The sequence below is a fragment of the Alkalibacillus silvisoli genome, from assembly GCF_039521975.1.
Taxonomy (GTDB): domain Bacteria; phylum Bacillota; class Bacilli; order Bacillales; family Alkalibacillaceae; genus Alkalibacillus; species Alkalibacillus silvisoli.
Map to the genome: position 1 here is coordinate 233,620 of NZ_BAAACZ010000011.1, position 15,449 is coordinate 249,068.

16 protein-coding genes are annotated in these 15,449 nt (G+C 35.2%); 11 read left to right on the forward strand and 5 right to left on the reverse strand.

All coding sequences use genetic code 11. From position 1 onward, the window contains the following. Position 1 precedes the first annotated feature (1 nt). The gene (locus ABDZ63_RS08565; protein ID WP_343783125.1) at positions 2–2,122 is read right to left on the reverse strand and encodes a catalase; all 2,121 of its coding nucleotides are present in this window, start codon (positions 2,120–2,122) and stop codon (positions 2–4) included. A 160-nt stretch (positions 2,123–2,282) separates the two neighbouring features. Between ABDZ63_RS08565 and ABDZ63_RS08570 the strand changes: the two genes are divergently transcribed. The 6 genes from ABDZ63_RS08570 (at position 2,283) to ABDZ63_RS08595 (ending at position 4,864) form a co-directional block, all read left to right on the forward strand. Further along, positions 2,283–2,954 (forward strand): hypothetical protein, encoded by a 672-nt coding sequence (locus ABDZ63_RS08570; protein WP_343783127.1) that lies wholly within the window; start codon positions 2,283–2,285, stop codon positions 2,952–2,954. Beyond that, complete coding sequence (locus ABDZ63_RS08575) at positions 2,951–3,538, forward strand: redoxin domain-containing protein (RefSeq protein WP_343783129.1); 588 nt, start codon at positions 2,951–2,953, stop codon at positions 3,536–3,538. Before ABDZ63_RS08570 ends, ABDZ63_RS08575 begins: the two co-directional genes overlap by 4 nt. A 53-nt stretch (positions 3,539–3,591) precedes the next feature. Next, positions 3,592–3,738 (forward strand): FbpB family small basic protein, encoded by a 147-nt coding sequence (locus ABDZ63_RS08580; RefSeq protein WP_343783131.1) that lies wholly within the window; start codon positions 3,592–3,594, stop codon positions 3,736–3,738. Positions 3,739–3,799: 61 nt separating this feature from the next. Next, positions 3,800–4,039, forward strand: a complete 240-nt coding sequence (tlp, locus tag ABDZ63_RS08585; protein ID WP_343783133.1) for a small acid-soluble spore protein Tlp — start codon at positions 3,800–3,802, stop codon at positions 4,037–4,039. A 95-nt stretch (positions 4,040–4,134) separates the two neighbouring features. Further along, positions 4,135–4,572, forward strand: a complete 438-nt coding sequence (locus ABDZ63_RS08590) for an acyl-CoA thioesterase (RefSeq protein WP_343783135.1) — start codon at positions 4,135–4,137, stop codon at positions 4,570–4,572. Continuing rightward, a complete protein-coding gene (locus ABDZ63_RS08595; RefSeq protein ID WP_343783137.1) occupies positions 4,556–4,864 on the forward strand; it encodes a hypothetical protein in 309 nt (102 codons plus the stop codon). The genes ABDZ63_RS08590 and ABDZ63_RS08595 overlap by 17 nt, the downstream gene beginning before the upstream one ends. A gap of 251 nt (positions 4,865–5,115) precedes the next feature. Here the strand turns inward: ABDZ63_RS08595 and yidD are convergent, their stop codons facing one another. The 4 genes from yidD to plsY all read right to left on the reverse strand — a co-directional run bounded on the left by yidD (position 5,116) and on the right by plsY (position 8,168). Beyond that, a complete protein-coding gene (yidD, locus tag ABDZ63_RS08600; RefSeq protein ID WP_343783139.1) occupies positions 5,116–5,364 on the reverse strand; it encodes a membrane protein insertion efficiency factor YidD in 249 nt (82 codons plus the stop codon). Between the two features lie 12 nt (positions 5,365–5,376). Then, a complete protein-coding gene (gene folE2 / locus ABDZ63_RS08605; RefSeq protein WP_343783141.1) occupies positions 5,377–6,294 on the reverse strand; it encodes a GTP cyclohydrolase FolE2 in 918 nt (305 codons plus the stop codon). Between the two features lie 88 nt (positions 6,295–6,382). Continuing rightward, positions 6,383–7,561: a CapA family protein gene (locus tag ABDZ63_RS08610; RefSeq protein ID WP_425541964.1), complete on the reverse strand. Its 1,179-nt coding sequence runs from the start codon at positions 7,559–7,561 to the stop codon at positions 6,383–6,385. Positions 7,562–7,586: 25 nt separating this feature from the next. Beyond that, positions 7,587–8,168, reverse strand: a complete 582-nt coding sequence (gene plsY, locus ABDZ63_RS08615; protein ID WP_343783143.1) for a glycerol-3-phosphate 1-O-acyltransferase PlsY — start codon at positions 8,166–8,168, stop codon at positions 7,587–7,589. A gap of 178 nt (positions 8,169–8,346) precedes the next feature. Between plsY and ABDZ63_RS08620 the strand changes: the two genes are divergently transcribed. From ABDZ63_RS08620 to ABDZ63_RS08640, 5 genes are all read left to right on the forward strand, one after another. Beyond that, positions 8,347–8,754 (forward strand): CoA-binding protein, encoded by a 408-nt coding sequence (locus tag ABDZ63_RS08620; protein ID WP_343783145.1) that lies wholly within the window; start codon positions 8,347–8,349, stop codon positions 8,752–8,754. A gap of 105 nt (positions 8,755–8,859) precedes the next feature. After that, a complete protein-coding gene (parE, locus tag ABDZ63_RS08625; protein WP_343783147.1) occupies positions 8,860–10,812 on the forward strand; it encodes a DNA topoisomerase IV subunit B in 1,953 nt (650 codons plus the stop codon). Positions 10,813–10,824: 12 nt separating this feature from the next. After that, a complete protein-coding gene (gene parC / locus ABDZ63_RS08630) occupies positions 10,825–13,278 on the forward strand; it encodes a DNA topoisomerase IV subunit A (protein WP_343783149.1) in 2,454 nt (817 codons plus the stop codon). Positions 13,279–13,584: 306 nt separating this feature from the next. Continuing rightward, positions 13,585–14,196 (forward strand): TetR/AcrR family transcriptional regulator, encoded by a 612-nt coding sequence (locus tag ABDZ63_RS08635; RefSeq protein ID WP_343783151.1) that lies wholly within the window; start codon positions 13,585–13,587, stop codon positions 14,194–14,196. A 93-nt stretch (positions 14,197–14,289) separates the two neighbouring features. Beyond that, complete coding sequence (locus ABDZ63_RS08640; RefSeq protein WP_343783153.1) at positions 14,290–15,432, forward strand: acyl-CoA dehydrogenase; 1,143 nt, start codon at positions 14,290–14,292, stop codon at positions 15,430–15,432. The last annotated feature ends 17 nt before the right edge of the window (positions 15,433–15,449 follow it).

Here is a 15,449-nt window from a genome sequence, read left to right on the forward strand (position 1 = left end):
GTTACGCTTGTTTTTCATCCTTTAATTCCCGGTCCCAATGTCTATGATTGGCTAGCTGTTCTATAAAACTTTGACTATAGTCTGTTAATTGATCAGATTGGATCGTAAGAACTCCCATGTCATTAAATAATTCATTTTTGGATTGTTCGTTAGCTAATTGTGTTTGCTTGGGTAAAACAGTTGAAAATAAGTTTATTGCTTCATTACTTGCTCCTAGTGTTTTTGCGTGAGCAAAGGTATCTTTAATGAAATCTTTAGCCTCTTTATGAGTCGTCAATTGATCGACATGTTGTTTACCACCTGGAATAAATAATGCATCATACATCACAGAATGCGTGGTGGCATAGTTTTTTTGGACATTTACCGGTTCATTTTGATCACTATGCACTTTACCTAACGTTTTACTAATGATCTCTATATGAACATCTTGGTTTCGTAATGCATTCATCATTTCCTGTACTTCTGAGAATTTAAATCCATCTGCTAATATTATGCCAACTTTACGCGTACTCGGTGAAAATTTTGTTTGTAATTGGCTTAAAGCAGGGGAAGGGGCAACCTTTGGCTCTTGATTGTTTGACTGTGGTGGCTCTACTCCAACACCTTTAGCAATTTCATTTGCCAATGTATGATTAACATTACTAAACATCTCGACAACTTGTTGTTTAATGTTAGGATCTTTCACACTACCAACCTCAAAATGAAATGCTTTATGAAGATGACGTTTTTCAGGTTCTGACAAGCTGTTATAAAATAATGCTGCCTGTGTATAGTGATCTTTAAAACTCTCACTTCGCATCCTTACTTTTCGACCATCAACTTTTTCTTGATAATGCTCAAACCCGCCCTCAATAAAGCTACTGGTAGCTGGGTCATTGTTTAAAATCCCGTTTGGACTATATGACACTTTACCCTTATTAATCGTCATGCGATGAAAGCCATCTCTTTGATTATTATGAATGGGAGCAAGCGGTCGATTAATCGGAATTTCATTAAAGTTAGGCCCGCCTAACCTTAGTAATTGTGTATCCAAATAGGAGAATAATCTTCCTTGTAACAGAGGATCATTTGTAAAATCAATTCCAGGTACAATATTCCCCATATGAAATGCTACTTGTTCTGTTTCAGAGAAGAAATTATCTTGATTTCGGTTTAGTGTCATCTTACCAATTATTTTTACAGGCACTTGTTCTTCAGGCCATAACTTAGTTGAATCGAGAATATCAAAATCGAAATCAAACTCTTGCTCCTCTTCAATAATTTGAACGCCTAATTCATACTCAGGATATTCTCCATTATTAATCGCATCCCAGAGGTCTTGTCTATGGAAATCAGGGTTTTTACCAGCTAACTTTTGTGACTCATCCCAAGTAAGAGAATGTACACCTAAAAGTGGCTTCCAATGAAATTTAATAAATCGTGCTTTTCCTTGGTCATTAACAAACCTAAACGTATGAACGCCAAAGCCTTCCATCATTCGAAAACTTCTAGGGATAGCTCTGTCAGATAATAACCACAGCATCATGTGAGCTGACTCACGATTATGAACGACCCAATCCCAAAGTGTATCATGGGCAGCTGAAGCTTGTGGGATTTCATTATCAGGTTCTGGTTTAATGGCGTGCACGAAATCAGGAAATTTCATACCATCCTGCATAAAGAAAACAGGCATATTGTTAGCAACTAAGTCAAAATTACCGTCTTCAGTGAAAAACTTTGTAGCAAAACCTCTAACATCCCTAACTGTATCAGCAGACCCTCTAGAACCTACTACAGTCGAAAATCGCACAAAGACAGGTGTCTTAACGGAAGGATTTTGAAGAAATTTTGCCTTTGTTAATTCAGGCATTGACTCATAAGGCTCAAAATATCCATGAACGCCAAACCCTCTTGCATGAACAACTCGTTCTGGAATACGTTCATGGTCAAAATGTGTCATTTTCTCGCGGAAATGAAAATCCTCCATAATGGTTGGACCACGATCACCAACTTTCAGTGACTCAGAGCTGTTTGAAATCTTTATTCCTTGATCCGTGCTCATTTTTTCACCTTGATTACTGTTCTTATACTCATTTAGCTGTTGATTTTTAGCATCTTGCTGATTTTGTTTATCATTTGACATGACTATACCTCCTAGATCTATGTAATTCATCATCTAGTTTGTCAATCGGAACCATATTTATTCCTAAATTTAGTAATAATTTTAAGTTCACTGAATCGTAAATCGTTACATACGTATTTTAAAGAAAAATTTGATATGATTTATAAGTAGGAGTGGTAAGATGAATGATTTGATTCAAATAGGGCCTTTAAATATATTTGTCCCTTATTTATTCTATATTGCTGGTATTATCGCATCTGCTGTGATTGCACACTTATTAATCAAACGTTTGATTAATTTTCCAATAAGGAAAAAACCAGCCGATTTAGTTATTGAATATTGGGTTGTATTCATTGCTGTATGGAAAATCAGTTATTTTATTAATTATCCCATGGACATACTAAATAATCCTTTAGCCATTATTTATTTTGATGGTGGTACAATTGGTATGATTCTAGGTTTTAGTGCACTTTTGTTATATTCGTTTTACCAAAAACAAAAGCATGAAGTTTCATTTAATGTTCAACTGATCTTAATGCTACAGTCTTTATTTGTATTTATAATTTTTGAAAGAGCATCACTGTTTTTATATGGCTTTGATCTTTACATTTTTCTAGAGGTTGTTTCATATAGTTTATTGATAGTTGTATTAGTTTGGAAGACCCCAAAACCGACTTGGTTCAATGTCTTTAAAGCATTTAGGTGGTTCTTAATCACCTGGGCTCTTTTTAGGGTCATCACAGACGAAATACACTTATATACAGGTCCATTAATGCTAGCATTATTCATTGCATTAATTACCTTCATTTTTGAATGGTACATAGTAGCTAAGCAGAAAGGAGATACAAAATGAGTATAATGATTAAACGTCTAATTGGGTTAGCGATCATAGGAGTTTTACTTGGCATAATAGTTTATAATACATGGTTTGATGATGATACAGCCCAAGGTGACCCATCAGAAGAAGCAGTGTTTGTCCAACCTGAAGGAGTAGATATTGATACAGATGGTGTTGATGTAGGAGATGTAGCACCTAACTTTCAATTAGAAACGCTAGAAGGTGAGGACGTTGAATTAGCGGATTTCAGAGGCCAAAAAGTATTTATTAATTTCTGGGCAACATGGTGTCCGCCTTGTCGTGCGGAAATGCCACATATGCAAGAAATACATGAAGAATACGAAGATGATGTTGTCATTCTTGCTGTTAATGCTACAAGTCAAGAAACTTCATCAGATCAAGTAGAGGAATTTGTTGATGAACTTGAATTGACTTTTCCAATCTTAATGGATGAAAGTGGCGAGGTTAATGTTAGGTACCAAGCACTAAGTTTACCGACGACTTATTTCGTTAATACAGAAGGAGAATTACAAGTACCAAGACATGTTGGACCTCTTTCATATGATGATATGATCAGAAAAATCGAAGAATTAGATTAAGTATAACTTTTACGAATCATGGCAATCCTATACTAAAAAAGGAGACGATCATGATGCGTAGGAAAGAACGATTATCATTTCAGGCTTTGGTGAGAAATGAAAAAGAGAAGATTTTAAACAATCCAGAAGAACTAGATAAGATTTATGACAAAATTGAACAGCGCATGGAATTAGTTAGAAATCCGAAAAAGCATGCATAGGACGGTTTAGTTATCAAAAAATAATGATTGTCACCATCAAAAGTTTAAGGAGAGATGTTGAATGCCTAATCATAATCAAAAGCCTAAACCGGACAATCGTCGTGACAATTTAAAGAAAATTCAAGAAAACATTGAAAATACACTTGAGAATATTCAAGAAGCTGAACACTCAGTGGAGACAGCTTCAGAATTCCAAGAAGAAGAGATCCGCCGTAAAAATGAGCGTCGACGAGAATCAATTGAAGGCATGCGCGATGAAGTTCGTGATGAACACGCACATCAAAAACGTAAGAAAAAGTAACTACTTTAAAAGGCTAGCTTTTGCTAGCCTTTTTAACTTGGTATAAAATATAGTAAAGAAATAGACAAACAAACTAGAGGGGGAAGTACTCAATTATGGTATTTAATGAAACAGAAATCAAAGTGCGATATCAAGAAACCGATCAAATGGGTGTTGTTTATCATGCCAATTATTTAGTCTGGTTTGAGATAGGACGTACACACCTAATAGAAGATTTAGGCTTTAAATATGCTGAAATGGAAAAAGAAGGAATTGTTTCGCCCGTTATAGATCTTGAAGCTAAATATAAACGACCATTAACATATGGCCAAACAGCAAACGTTAAAACATACATAAAAGAGTATGATGGATTTCGAGTTGTGTACAGATATGAGATTTACACTGAGACAGGGGAATTAGCTGTCACTGGTTCCTCGTCACATGTTTGTGTAAAGAAATCCAACTTTAGACCAATTTCAATTAAAAAGAAGTTCCCAGATTGGCATAAAGCATATACTGAAGCGATGGGTGAAGACAATGGCATTCGGAATTAAACGAGATGAATTAAAACAATGGAAAAAAGATGTTAAATCTGGAGAAATTGCATTTTTAACACATTACTGGGCAGATGATCGTTTTCCTAAAATGAATACAGTCACAAAAGTAGGGTGTAGTGACATTAGAAAGTTAAAACAATGGGGGAAGAAATACGGACTTAAACCGAAATGGATTCATCAAGATGAACGATACCCACATTTTGATTTAATCGGCTCATTTGAAGAAGACATTTTATTTGCAGAAGGTAAGATTGAACAATTGAAACGTTTTAAAAACATTTCAAACTAAAATTTATAATTATTCATGTGATGGTGAATTGAGTCAAAGGAACTTAAGTAATGCCTAGTTCTAGGTATGATTCAGATTAAGTCTTCACAGTTACAATTGAATGTTTCAAGTATGAATTCAATATTAGACGGTTCGATCTCTTTTTGTTGAAAAGTATTACTGTATTATCAATTCAAAAAAACACGTGAACAAGTAGATTAAAAGGAGTGCTCTTTCTAAAGAGAGCACTCCAGCACAGTAATTCCTAAATCTTATTGACCACTCTTGTTTTTACCTTTTTTGTTTTTTCTTTCTGGAATTGGATCAAATCCACCTTCATGAAATGGGTGACACTTTAATATCCGCCTAATCGATAAATAAACCCCTTTAATCACTCCAAACCGTTCAAATGCCATTAAACTATAATGTGAACAAGTAGGATGAAATCGACATGTAGGCCCTAATAGGGGTGATATGAAGTTTTGATATAATTTAATTGGCCAAACAAATAAATATCGCATGATCCGCTCACTCTATTCAGTCCGTTTATCATAAGTTATTGAAGCAATGGCATCGTGTAAGTGAATCGACTCTTCATTTAAACATTTAACTGAGAATTGAACAATTTCATCAATTTCATATAAATCACAAGAGACTAGCCTAACCATATCCTCAACAAATCGAGGGTTCTCATAGGCTTGTTCTGTTACCATCTTTTCATCTGGACGTTTTAGCACCGGATGAATGCGAGCACTTGCGTTCGATTCAGCAGCTTCTAACAAAAGAAACTTCCAATCATGCTGTTCTTCATTAAAATCTTCACTCAAAGTAACTTCCATTTCAATATTTCCACGCTGATTATGTGCACTATATTCACTAATTTCCTTTGAACAAGGGCATAGTGTTGTAATTTTCCCCGTTAAACCAACCTTTATATCATAGCCTTGTTCTTGGTCATAATGAACTTTAATCCACGCATCAGCATAGTTTAAGCCAGCTTTTTCTGAATACGGTGCTTTACGTTCAAAAAACCATGGAAATGATACAGTCATCTCAGCATCATTTTGTTCTAAACGTTCACGTAAATGATATACAAATGATTTTAACGTTTTTAAATCTAATACGAATCCATCTTCATAATAACTTTGCAGCTGCTCTGTAAAACGGCTCATATTAGTTCCTTTTGAACCTTGCGAAATAGAAGATGCGAAGTAAAATGTGCCAACACTTGTCTGAGTTTCTGGCGTTAAGGAACTATTGATCACAACTGGGTGTTTCACATTTGAAATTCCAACTACGTCAAGTTCAAATAAAAAGTCTTTCTTTGTATTTTGTAAATCCTTCATTTTACTTTTTTCCATCGGCTTATGTTTAGGTCCAGGTTCCACAGAGCCGAATAATTTATGACGTTCTTGTTTATTAGGTAGCTGTTTTTTTGCTGTTTCGTGCATATCAAAGACTCCTTTCAAATCTAAAGAAAAGAACATAACTACATTTAAATTATACATGATTATATTAGAGCTATTCAATTTTTTAAACTTAATCAAAATAAGGTACAATTTTAACATCTGAAGAAAAGCTTTTAATATGGTCAACTGTATCATCAAATAACTTTTCCGCCTCATCTAAGTCAAATTCATCTGCTTCTATAAGTGGCATAACTTGAAGGTCAATTAAGACATCTTCATGATCCTCATAATAGTTATAAGTAGGCATAACCTTCGCATTAACTACATCATAAGAAATCGTTTCTTTAGTAATTTCTTTCGTTAATTCAACCTGTGAAATAGCACCTATTTTACGCTCAAGCCCTCTTTGACCTGATAAAAAGTTACCTAATGAATAAATGACAAACTGGTTTTGATCATTGAAAGAAAACCAATCAATCGGCTGCAAAACATGGGGGTGGTGACCGAGAATGACATCTGCCCCTTCACTTGTTAGTAATTCAGTTAAATGGATCTGTTCATCATTAGGAAGTGGCTGATACTCTTGTCCAAAATGCATACTTACTATTACAAAATCAGTTTCTTCTTGCATGTTGTGTATATCTTCAATTATTCTTTGTTCATCAATTAAATTTACTAAATAATCTTTACCATCTGGAATAGGAATACCATTTGTTCCATACGTATAAGCTAAAAACCCAACAGAAATGCCGTTTTTATTTATAACACGCTTTGTTTGTTGGTCTTGATCACTTTGATAACCACCTACATAATCAATACCGATATCGTTTAAATAATTCGTCGCATTCATAACCGCTTCTTCACCGCGGTCAAGTGTATGGTTGTTAGCAATTGAAACAATATCAACCCCAGCATATTTTAATGCATCGCCAACCTCAAAAGGTGAATTAAATGTTGGATAGCCAGATAACCCTATTTCTTCACCACCAAGTATTGTTTCTTGGTTCGCAAATATAAGGTCTCCACCTTCTAAATAAGGCTTAATGGGTTCAAGCATGGATTTAAAATCAAACCCATCATCAGTATGAGCACCATCATAAACACGGTCATGAATTAAAATATCTCCAACAGCATTTAATGTTAAACTGGTATTAACAGTACGCTCATCAACCACTGAATGTGCTATTTCCTGATGTGAGCTAACTTTTACACTACTGCGGTCAGTTTCATTTACAGGGTTGATCATAGCCATAATAAGAACAAAGAGGCTAATGATACTTATTCCAGATAATACGGCTATTTTTCTCAAAAGAATCACCCTTAATTACGACTCGTTAAAACCACGTTATTTTAGGTTCTGTTTTATTTTTAATGCGCTTAATATTGTCGGTATGTCGGTATATGACAAATGAAGCTAAAAATACAGTAACAATAATTAACCCTAAATCTTGCATGATTAAAGAAGTGATCACGGCTGTCACACCAGTTAAAATGGATGCTAACGACACGTATTTAAAAAGCTTTAAAAACACAAAGAATGAAATAACTAAAATAATAAATAATAGCGGACTAACACCAAGTAATACTCCACCTGATGTCGCAACAGCTTTTCCACCTTTAAACTTCGCAAAAATAGGATAAATATGACCAATTACTGCAAATGCACCTACAATTAAAGGCTCTAAGTTAGATGCCAATACTATGACAATTAAAACAGGGATTGTACCTTTTAATATATCTAAAACTGTTACAACTAATCCTGCTTTAACACCTAAAACACGAAAAGTATTGGTAGCACCTAAGTTTCCACTCCCATGCTCTCTAACATCAATCTTATAAAATAACTTGCCTATAATTAAAGCACTAGGAATAGAGCCTATTAAATAAGCGATTATTGCATAAGTTACATATTCCATATGATTCTCCTTTTCTAAGACTTTGAATATACCTTATTTTATCAAATGTATCATGAATAAAGAAGTTAATATTAAAGATCAAGAGAAAATCATTAATATAATAGCGTCAAAGTTGAGAAATCGCTATAAAAACGCTATCCTAATAATTATCAAAAACATTTAAAATAGGAGAGATGACATGCAAAACCCTTCTAAAGAAACAATGAAAGACATTTTAGTGAACTCTAAAACAATCGCTGTTGTTGGACTTTCAGATAAAGAGAGTCGTACATCCTATCAAATAGCTAAAGCAATGCAGGAGAAAGGTTACAAAATTATCCCTGTCAACCCAACAGTTGATGAAGTATTAGGTGAAAAAAGTTATCCATCTTTAGCTGAAATTGAAGAGAACATTGATATTATTAATGTTTTCAGACGTTCTGAACATTTAGTTGAAGTTGCTGAAGATGCTTTAAAAACTAATTGTAAAGTATTTTGGGCTCAACAAGGAATCGTTAATGAAAAAGCAAATGAGCTGTTGAAAGAAAATCAATTCACAGTCATAATGGATTCATGCATTAAAGTCGTACATGCTGTAACAGTCTAAGAAGTCATAATTTGTAGTAAAATCTCTGCTATTAAGCAGGGATTTCTCATGTCTTAGCGAATGTATATCTCATACGAGGATTTATAGAGAAAGGGGTCTAATATAGTGACTCAATCAAAAGAACTTTACAACGATGATTCCATACAAGTATTAGAAGGACTAGATGCCGTTCGTAAAAGACCTGGAATGTATATTGGAAGTACTGACCATCGTGGTTTGCATCATTTAGTCTTTGAAATCGTGGATAACTCAGTAGATGAAGCTTTAGCAGGATACGGACAGTCTATAAAAGTAACGATACATAAAGACAACTCCATATCTGTAAGTGACGAGGGAAGGGGTATGCCTACTGGAATGCACAAAATGGGTAAGCCAACTCCTGAAATTATTTTCACTATTTTACACGCAGGTGGTAAGTTTGGCCAAGGTGGTTATAAAACGAGTGGTGGCCTTCATGGTGTAGGTGCATCAGTTGTAAATGCTCTATCTGAATGGTTAAAAGTAACAATCTATCGTGATGGTAAAAAGCATGAATTAAAGTTTGAAGATGGCGGAAAGCCTGTAACAGACCTACAAGTAATTGGTAATACACGCAAATCTGGTACAACCATACACTTCAAACCAGATGAATCCATGTTCACAACAACACAATTTCAATTTGATACATTATCAGAACGTTTAAGAGAAGCAGCCTTTTTATTAAAAGGTATTGAATTTGTCTTAAAGGACGAGCGTGAAGATACAGAAGAAAAGTATATATACCCAGATGGACTAGAATCGTTTGTCGACTATTTAAACGAAGAGAAGGATGCTTTACATTCTGTTGTATCATTAGAAGGTGAAGTGAAGGAAATTGAAGTTGATTTCGCCATGCAATTTAATGATGGCTATTCTGAGAACATCTTATCTTTTGTTAACAATGTTCGTACAAGAGACGGTGGTACACATGAATCTGGTGCGAAAACAGCAATTACTCGCGCATTTAACGAATATGCCAGAAAGATGCAATTTCTAAAGGAAAAAGATAAAAATCTAGACGGAAATGATATTCGTGAAGGTTTAACAGCCATTGTTTCAACGCGTATACCTGAACAACTTTTACAATTTGAAGGCCAAACGAAAAGTAAATTAGGTACACCTGAAGCTAGAAGTGCTGTCGATAGCATCATTGCTGAGAAGCTAACTTATTTTCTTGAGGAAAACCCTGATACATCAAAGATGCTAATTAAAAAAGCAGTTAAAGCACGTGATGCAAGAGAAGCTGCCAGGAAAGCTAGAGAAGATGCCCGAAATGGTAAAAAGCGTAAACGCAGAGATGCTTTATTGAGCGGAAAACTAACGCCGGCACAGTCTAAAAACGCCTCAAAAAATGAACTGTTTTTAGTTGAGGGTGATTCAGCAGGTGGTTCAGCAAAACAAGGGCGAGATCGACGTTTTCAAGCTGTACTCCCTTTACGTGGTAAAGTCATTAATACAGAAAAAGCAAAAATTGACGATATATTTAAGAACGAAGAAATCGCAACTATTATTCATACAATTAACGCTGGTGTAGGGTCAGACTTTAATATTGAAGACTCACAATATGATAAAGTCATCATTATGACAGACGCCGATACAGACGGTGCTCACATTCAAGTCTTGTTGTTAACATTCTTCTATCGTTATATGAAACCATTAATCGAACAAGGTAAAATATATATTGCCTTACCTCCATTGTTTAAAGTCTCTAAAGGAAAAGGCAAAAACGCTAAAGAATCCTATGCCTGGGATGAAGATGGGATGGACCGCTTATTAAAAGAATTCAAAAGCGGCTATACCATTCAGCGTTACAAAGGTTTAGGTGAGATGAATGCTGATCAATTATGGGAAACAACGATGAATCCAGAGTCACGCACGTTAATTAGAGTGACAATAGATGATGTAGCACGAGCTGAAAGACGTGTTGCAACGTTAATGGGCGATAAAGTTGAGCCAAGACGTAAATGGATCGAATCAAACGTTGCATTTGGTATGGAAGATGACGATACAATATTAGACAATGATAGATTGCTTAGCTAGGAGTGAATGGATTTGGCTGAACAAGCAAAGTATTTAGATTTACCATTAGAAGAAGTAATTGGTGACCGGTTTGGTCGCTATAGTAAATATATTATTCAAGACCGTGCCTTACCAGATGTAAGAGACGGTTTAAAACCGGTACAAAGACGGATCCTTTATGCAATGCATCAAGAAAAGAATACACATGATAAACCGTTTCGTAAATCGGCTAAAACGGTCGGTACTGTAATTGGAAACTACCATCCACACGGGGATTCATCTGTTTATGAAGCACTAGTTAGAATGAGTCAAATGTGGAAAGTTAAAGAAGAGCTTGTTGAGATGCATGGTAATAATGGTAGTATTGATGGTGACCCGCCGGCAGCGATGCGTTATACAGAAGCACGACTTTCAGGAATAGCATCAGAACTCTTACAAGACATTGATAAAGACACAGTCGATTTTATTCCAAATTTTGATGATACGGATTATGAGCCCATCGTATTACCAGCTAAATTCCCTAACCTTCTAGTCAATGGTTCAACAGGTATTTCATCTGGTTATGCAACGGACATACCACCACACAATTTAAAAGAAGTAATCAACGCTGTTGTATATAAAATTGAACATCCAAATGCTTCGATTGATCAACTGATGAAGAAACTACCTGGACCAGACTTTCCAACTGGTGGAATTATTCAAGGTGAAGACGGTATTCGAAAGGCCTATGAAACCGGGAAAGGGAAAGTTGTTGTGCGCGGTTTAGCAACAATTGAACCATTACGTGGTGGTAAAGAACAAATAATCATCACTGAGTTACCTTATGATGTTAACAAAGCAAACCTGGTTAAAAAAATGGATGAACTCCGTTTAGAACGAAAGGTTGAAGGTATTGCTGAGGTTCGTGATGAAACAGATCGAACTGGTTTAAGAATTGTAATCGAGTTAAAGAAAGATGTCGACAGTCAAGGTGTATTAAATTACTTGTACAAAAATACCGACTTACAAGTATCGTTTCATTTCAACATGGTAGCTATTTCAAATAAAACTCCTACTGTCATGACTCTAACAGGTATTTTAGATGCTTACATTGAACATCAACGTGAAGTCATCAAGAGGCAATCAGAACACGACCTAAAAAAGGCTAAGAACCGTGCTCATATCGTTGAAGGGTTAATTTATGCTGTATCGATTCTAGATGATGTGATTGCTACAATTAGAAGTGCTAAAGATAAGAAGGACGCTAAAGTAAAGCTTCAAGAACAATATGAATTTACCGAAGCACAAGCTGAGGCAATCGTTATGCTCCAGTTATATCGTCTAACGAATACTGATGTAACTGAATTACAAAAAGAAGCAGAACAACTACGAGAGAGAATCGCCTATTTAGAAGAAATTCTAGGAAATGAAAGCAAATTATTAAACGTTATAAAAAACGACTTGAAACGTGTTAAAAAGACTTATAAGAGTGAGCGTTTAACAAGAATTGAATCAGAAGTAGAAGATCTAAAGATTAACCTTGAAGTGATGATTCCTTCAGAAGATGTTGTCGTATCCGTAACTAAAGATGGCTATGTTAAACGAACAAGCCTAAGGTCATATATTGCTTCTAACATCGAAGACCTCCAAATGAAGGATGAGGATTATATATTGAGTTTATATGAGGTCAACACCACCGATACATTACTTCTCTTTACAAATAAAGGTAACTATCTTTACATACCAATCCACGAATTACCTGATATTAAATGGAAGGATATGGGACAGCATATAGCGAGCATCATTTCAATTGGACAAGACGAAAGGATTATTAAAGCTATACCAATACGTAAATTTCAAGATGACCAATATATATTAGCTTTAACAAAAAACGGTATGATTAAAAAATCAGTTTTAGCTGATTTTAAAGTGCAAAGATATAACCGACCAATTGTAGGCATGAAGCTTAAAGGTGAAGATGAAGTTATTAATGTTCATTTAACAGATGGACATCAAGAGGTCTTCTTAGCATCGAATACAGGTTATGGACTTTGGTATCATGAAGCTGAAGTAAAGCTAGTTGGTGTTAAAACTGCTGGAGTTAAGTCTATGACCTTAAAGGAAGAAGAGCTCATTGTAAACGGAGAAATTTTTCCTGAGTTAACAAACCCTAATTTATTTATCGTGACACAACGCGGGGCATGTAAGAGAATGAATATTTCTCAGTTTGAACAAGGTACTAGAGCAAAACGAGGACTAGTTATGTTAAAAGAATTAAAAAGACAACCTCACAGAATTGTAGGGTTCCATGTTGTTAATGAAGATAAAACAGTAGTTCTACAAACTGAAAATAGTGAAACACATTCTATGCTACCAATTGAATTTAAAGAACAAACGCGTCAAAACAACGGATCTTTTGTAGTAGATGCGGATCATCAAGGACAAGTAACAGAAACATATGTAGAAGCACAATATGAGAAGTGGTTTGGTGAAGAAACTGAATCTTAGACCATGAAGAATCTTTGACAAAATTAGTTATAATAATAAAAATCCGAACGAATTCATTAATGATGAATCGTTCGGATTTTTTGCTTTAATATAGAGGATGAAACGGTGTTTTTGATCGCTTACGGTGGACGATTTAACCCAAATGAACTTCTACTAAAGAAAGTTTAACTTGCCAATTAATCAAGGTTACACTTTGCCAAAAGCTCATTTTTTTACATAATGATTAACCCACTTTAAATAAATTCAGAAAATTTATTTGCTAGTTTTCTAAATTGTGATAAAATATTGACAAAAGGTAGGAGTGATATGTCACATTTAAAGGAAAAAATTATTCAATCATCTTTAGTTCTTTTCTCTGAAAAGGGCTTCCACGGTGTATCAGTAAAAGATATTGTTGAGTATTGTGATACATCAAAAGGTGGGTTTTATCACTATTTCAATTCCAAAGACGAACTTCTTTATGTCATTCACGATTTGTTTATATCATATGTGTTAAATGAAGCGAATCGAGCGAAAAAACGTCACAAACGCCCCATGTATCAACTCCATGAGATTCTCTATTCTTTCGTTAGAGTATTTGATTTATACAATGACCATATATCAGTTTTTTATCAAGAAAACAAATACTTAAAAGCTCATTTTGAAGAAAAGATTAAATTTAAACGTGATCAATTTAAACAAATCGTCATTCAAATCATTGAGGAGGGACAAAAACAAGGTGAAATTCGTCAAGAGTTGCCAACCATCATAACCAGTATGTCAATTCTTGGGATGGTGAACTGGACTTATAAGTGGTATAAACGAGAAGGTGAGCTTTCGATTGACGACATTGCAGAAGTCTATATTGACATTTTGTTTAAAGGTGTCTTAACAGACGAAGCGACCCAAGAGTATCATCAGTCAACTTTGCACAATTAAATAGTTTATTGTTAAATGCTTTAGTTAAAAGCTTTTTTATTTACTCCAACACAGACCAACCAGTCGGTCTAAATATAAAAGGGGGAGTTTTAAATGAACTTCACACTAAATGAAGAACAAGAAATGACAAGAAAAATGGTTCGCGATTTTGCTGAGGCAAAAATCCAACCACGTGCTGTTGACATCGATGTAAAGGCAGAATTTCCAGAAGATATTTTTAAAGAAATGGGTGAGTTAGGTCTTTTAGGTATTCCTTATCCAGAAGAGTATGGTGGTTCTGGTGGTGACACTGTGACATATGCACTTGCCGTTGAAGAGATAGGGCGTGTATGTGGAAGTACGGGGTTAAGCTATGCCGCTTCAGTATCACTCGGTTCATCACCCATTTACCAATTTGGAACTGAAGAACAAAAAAAGAAGTATTTAGTCCCGCTGGCTCAAGGTAAGGCTCTCGGGTCATTTGGTTTAACTGAACCAAACGCTGGTTCAGATGCAGGAGGAACTAAAACGACAGCTAAATCAGATGGTGATGACTTTATTATTAACGGTGAAAAATGTTTTATTACGAATGCCTCTTATGCTAAACAAATCATTGTAACCGCTATCACGGGTAAAGACGACCGCGGTAAAAATATCATTTCAGCTATCGTAGTTCCAACAGATACAAACGGCGTCACAATTACGGATAACTATGACAAGATGGGGGTTCGTGGTTCTAATACAGCAGAAATCGTATTAGAAGATGTAAGAGTACCCAAAGAGAACCTTATTGGAGACCCTAATGCAGGATTTAAGCAATTTTTACAAACACTTGATGGTGGGAGAATTTCAATTGGTGCATTAGGAGTTGGAATTGCTCAGGCATCTCTAGACCGAGCATTAGCATATGCTAAAGAACGCAAGCAATTTGGTCAATCGATTTCTAATTTCCAAGCGATCCAATTTAAATTAGCGGATATGGCTATGGAAGTTGAATTAGCACGTAATATCGTGTTAAAAGCTGCTTGGTTAAAAGACCAAGGTAAAGTCTTCTCAAAAGAAGCTGCGATGGCGAAGTTATTTGCTACAGAAGCTGCTTTCCGCTCAGCTAACCAAGCGATCCAAATTCTTGGAGGCTATGGTTATATGCGTGAGTATGAAGTAGAGCGTTATTTACGTGATGCTAAATTACTTGAAATAGGAGAGGGTACTTCTGAGATTCAAAGGTTAGTTATTGCTAGACAATTAGGTTGTTAATTTTTATAAGGGGGACG

Bases quoted from the DNA above. Each gene is read 5' to 3' on its own strand.
- ABDZ63_RS08575 (WP_343783129.1), top strand. From the start codon at position 2,951: ATGAGTATAATGATTAAACGTCTAATTGGGTTAGCGATCATAGGAGTT.
- folE2 (WP_343783141.1), bottom strand. From the start codon at position 6,294: ATGCACGAAACAGCAAAAAAACAGCTACCTAATAAACAAGAACGTCAT.
- ABDZ63_RS08595 (WP_343783137.1), top strand. From the start codon at position 4,556: ATGGCATTCGGAATTAAACGAGATGAATTAAAACAATGGAAAAAAGAT.
- ABDZ63_RS08580 (WP_343783131.1), top strand. From the start codon at position 3,592: ATGCGTAGGAAAGAACGATTATCATTTCAGGCTTTGGTGAGAAATGAA.
- plsY (WP_343783143.1), bottom strand. From the start codon at position 8,168: ATGGAATATGTAACTTATGCAATAATCGCTTATTTAATAGGCTCTATT.
- ABDZ63_RS08640 (WP_343783153.1), top strand. From the start codon at position 14,290: ATGAACTTCACACTAAATGAAGAACAAGAAATGACAAGAAAAATGGTT.
- ABDZ63_RS08620 (WP_343783145.1), top strand. From the start codon at position 8,347: ATGCAAAACCCTTCTAAAGAAACAATGAAAGACATTTTAGTGAACTCT.
- yidD (WP_343783139.1), bottom strand. From the start codon at position 5,364: ATGCGATATTTATTTGTTTGGCCAATTAAATTATATCAAAACTTCATA.
- tlp (WP_343783133.1), top strand. From the start codon at position 3,800: ATGCCTAATCATAATCAAAAGCCTAAACCGGACAATCGTCGTGACAAT.
- ABDZ63_RS08590 (WP_343783135.1), top strand. From the start codon at position 4,135: ATGGTATTTAATGAAACAGAAATCAAAGTGCGATATCAAGAAACCGAT.
- ABDZ63_RS08635 (WP_343783151.1), top strand. From the start codon at position 13,585: ATGTCACATTTAAAGGAAAAAATTATTCAATCATCTTTAGTTCTTTTC.
- ABDZ63_RS08570 (WP_343783127.1), top strand. From the start codon at position 2,283: ATGAATGATTTGATTCAAATAGGGCCTTTAAATATATTTGTCCCTTAT.
- ABDZ63_RS08565 (WP_343783125.1), bottom strand. From the start codon at position 2,122: ATGTCAAATGATAAACAAAATCAGCAAGATGCTAAAAATCAACAGCTA.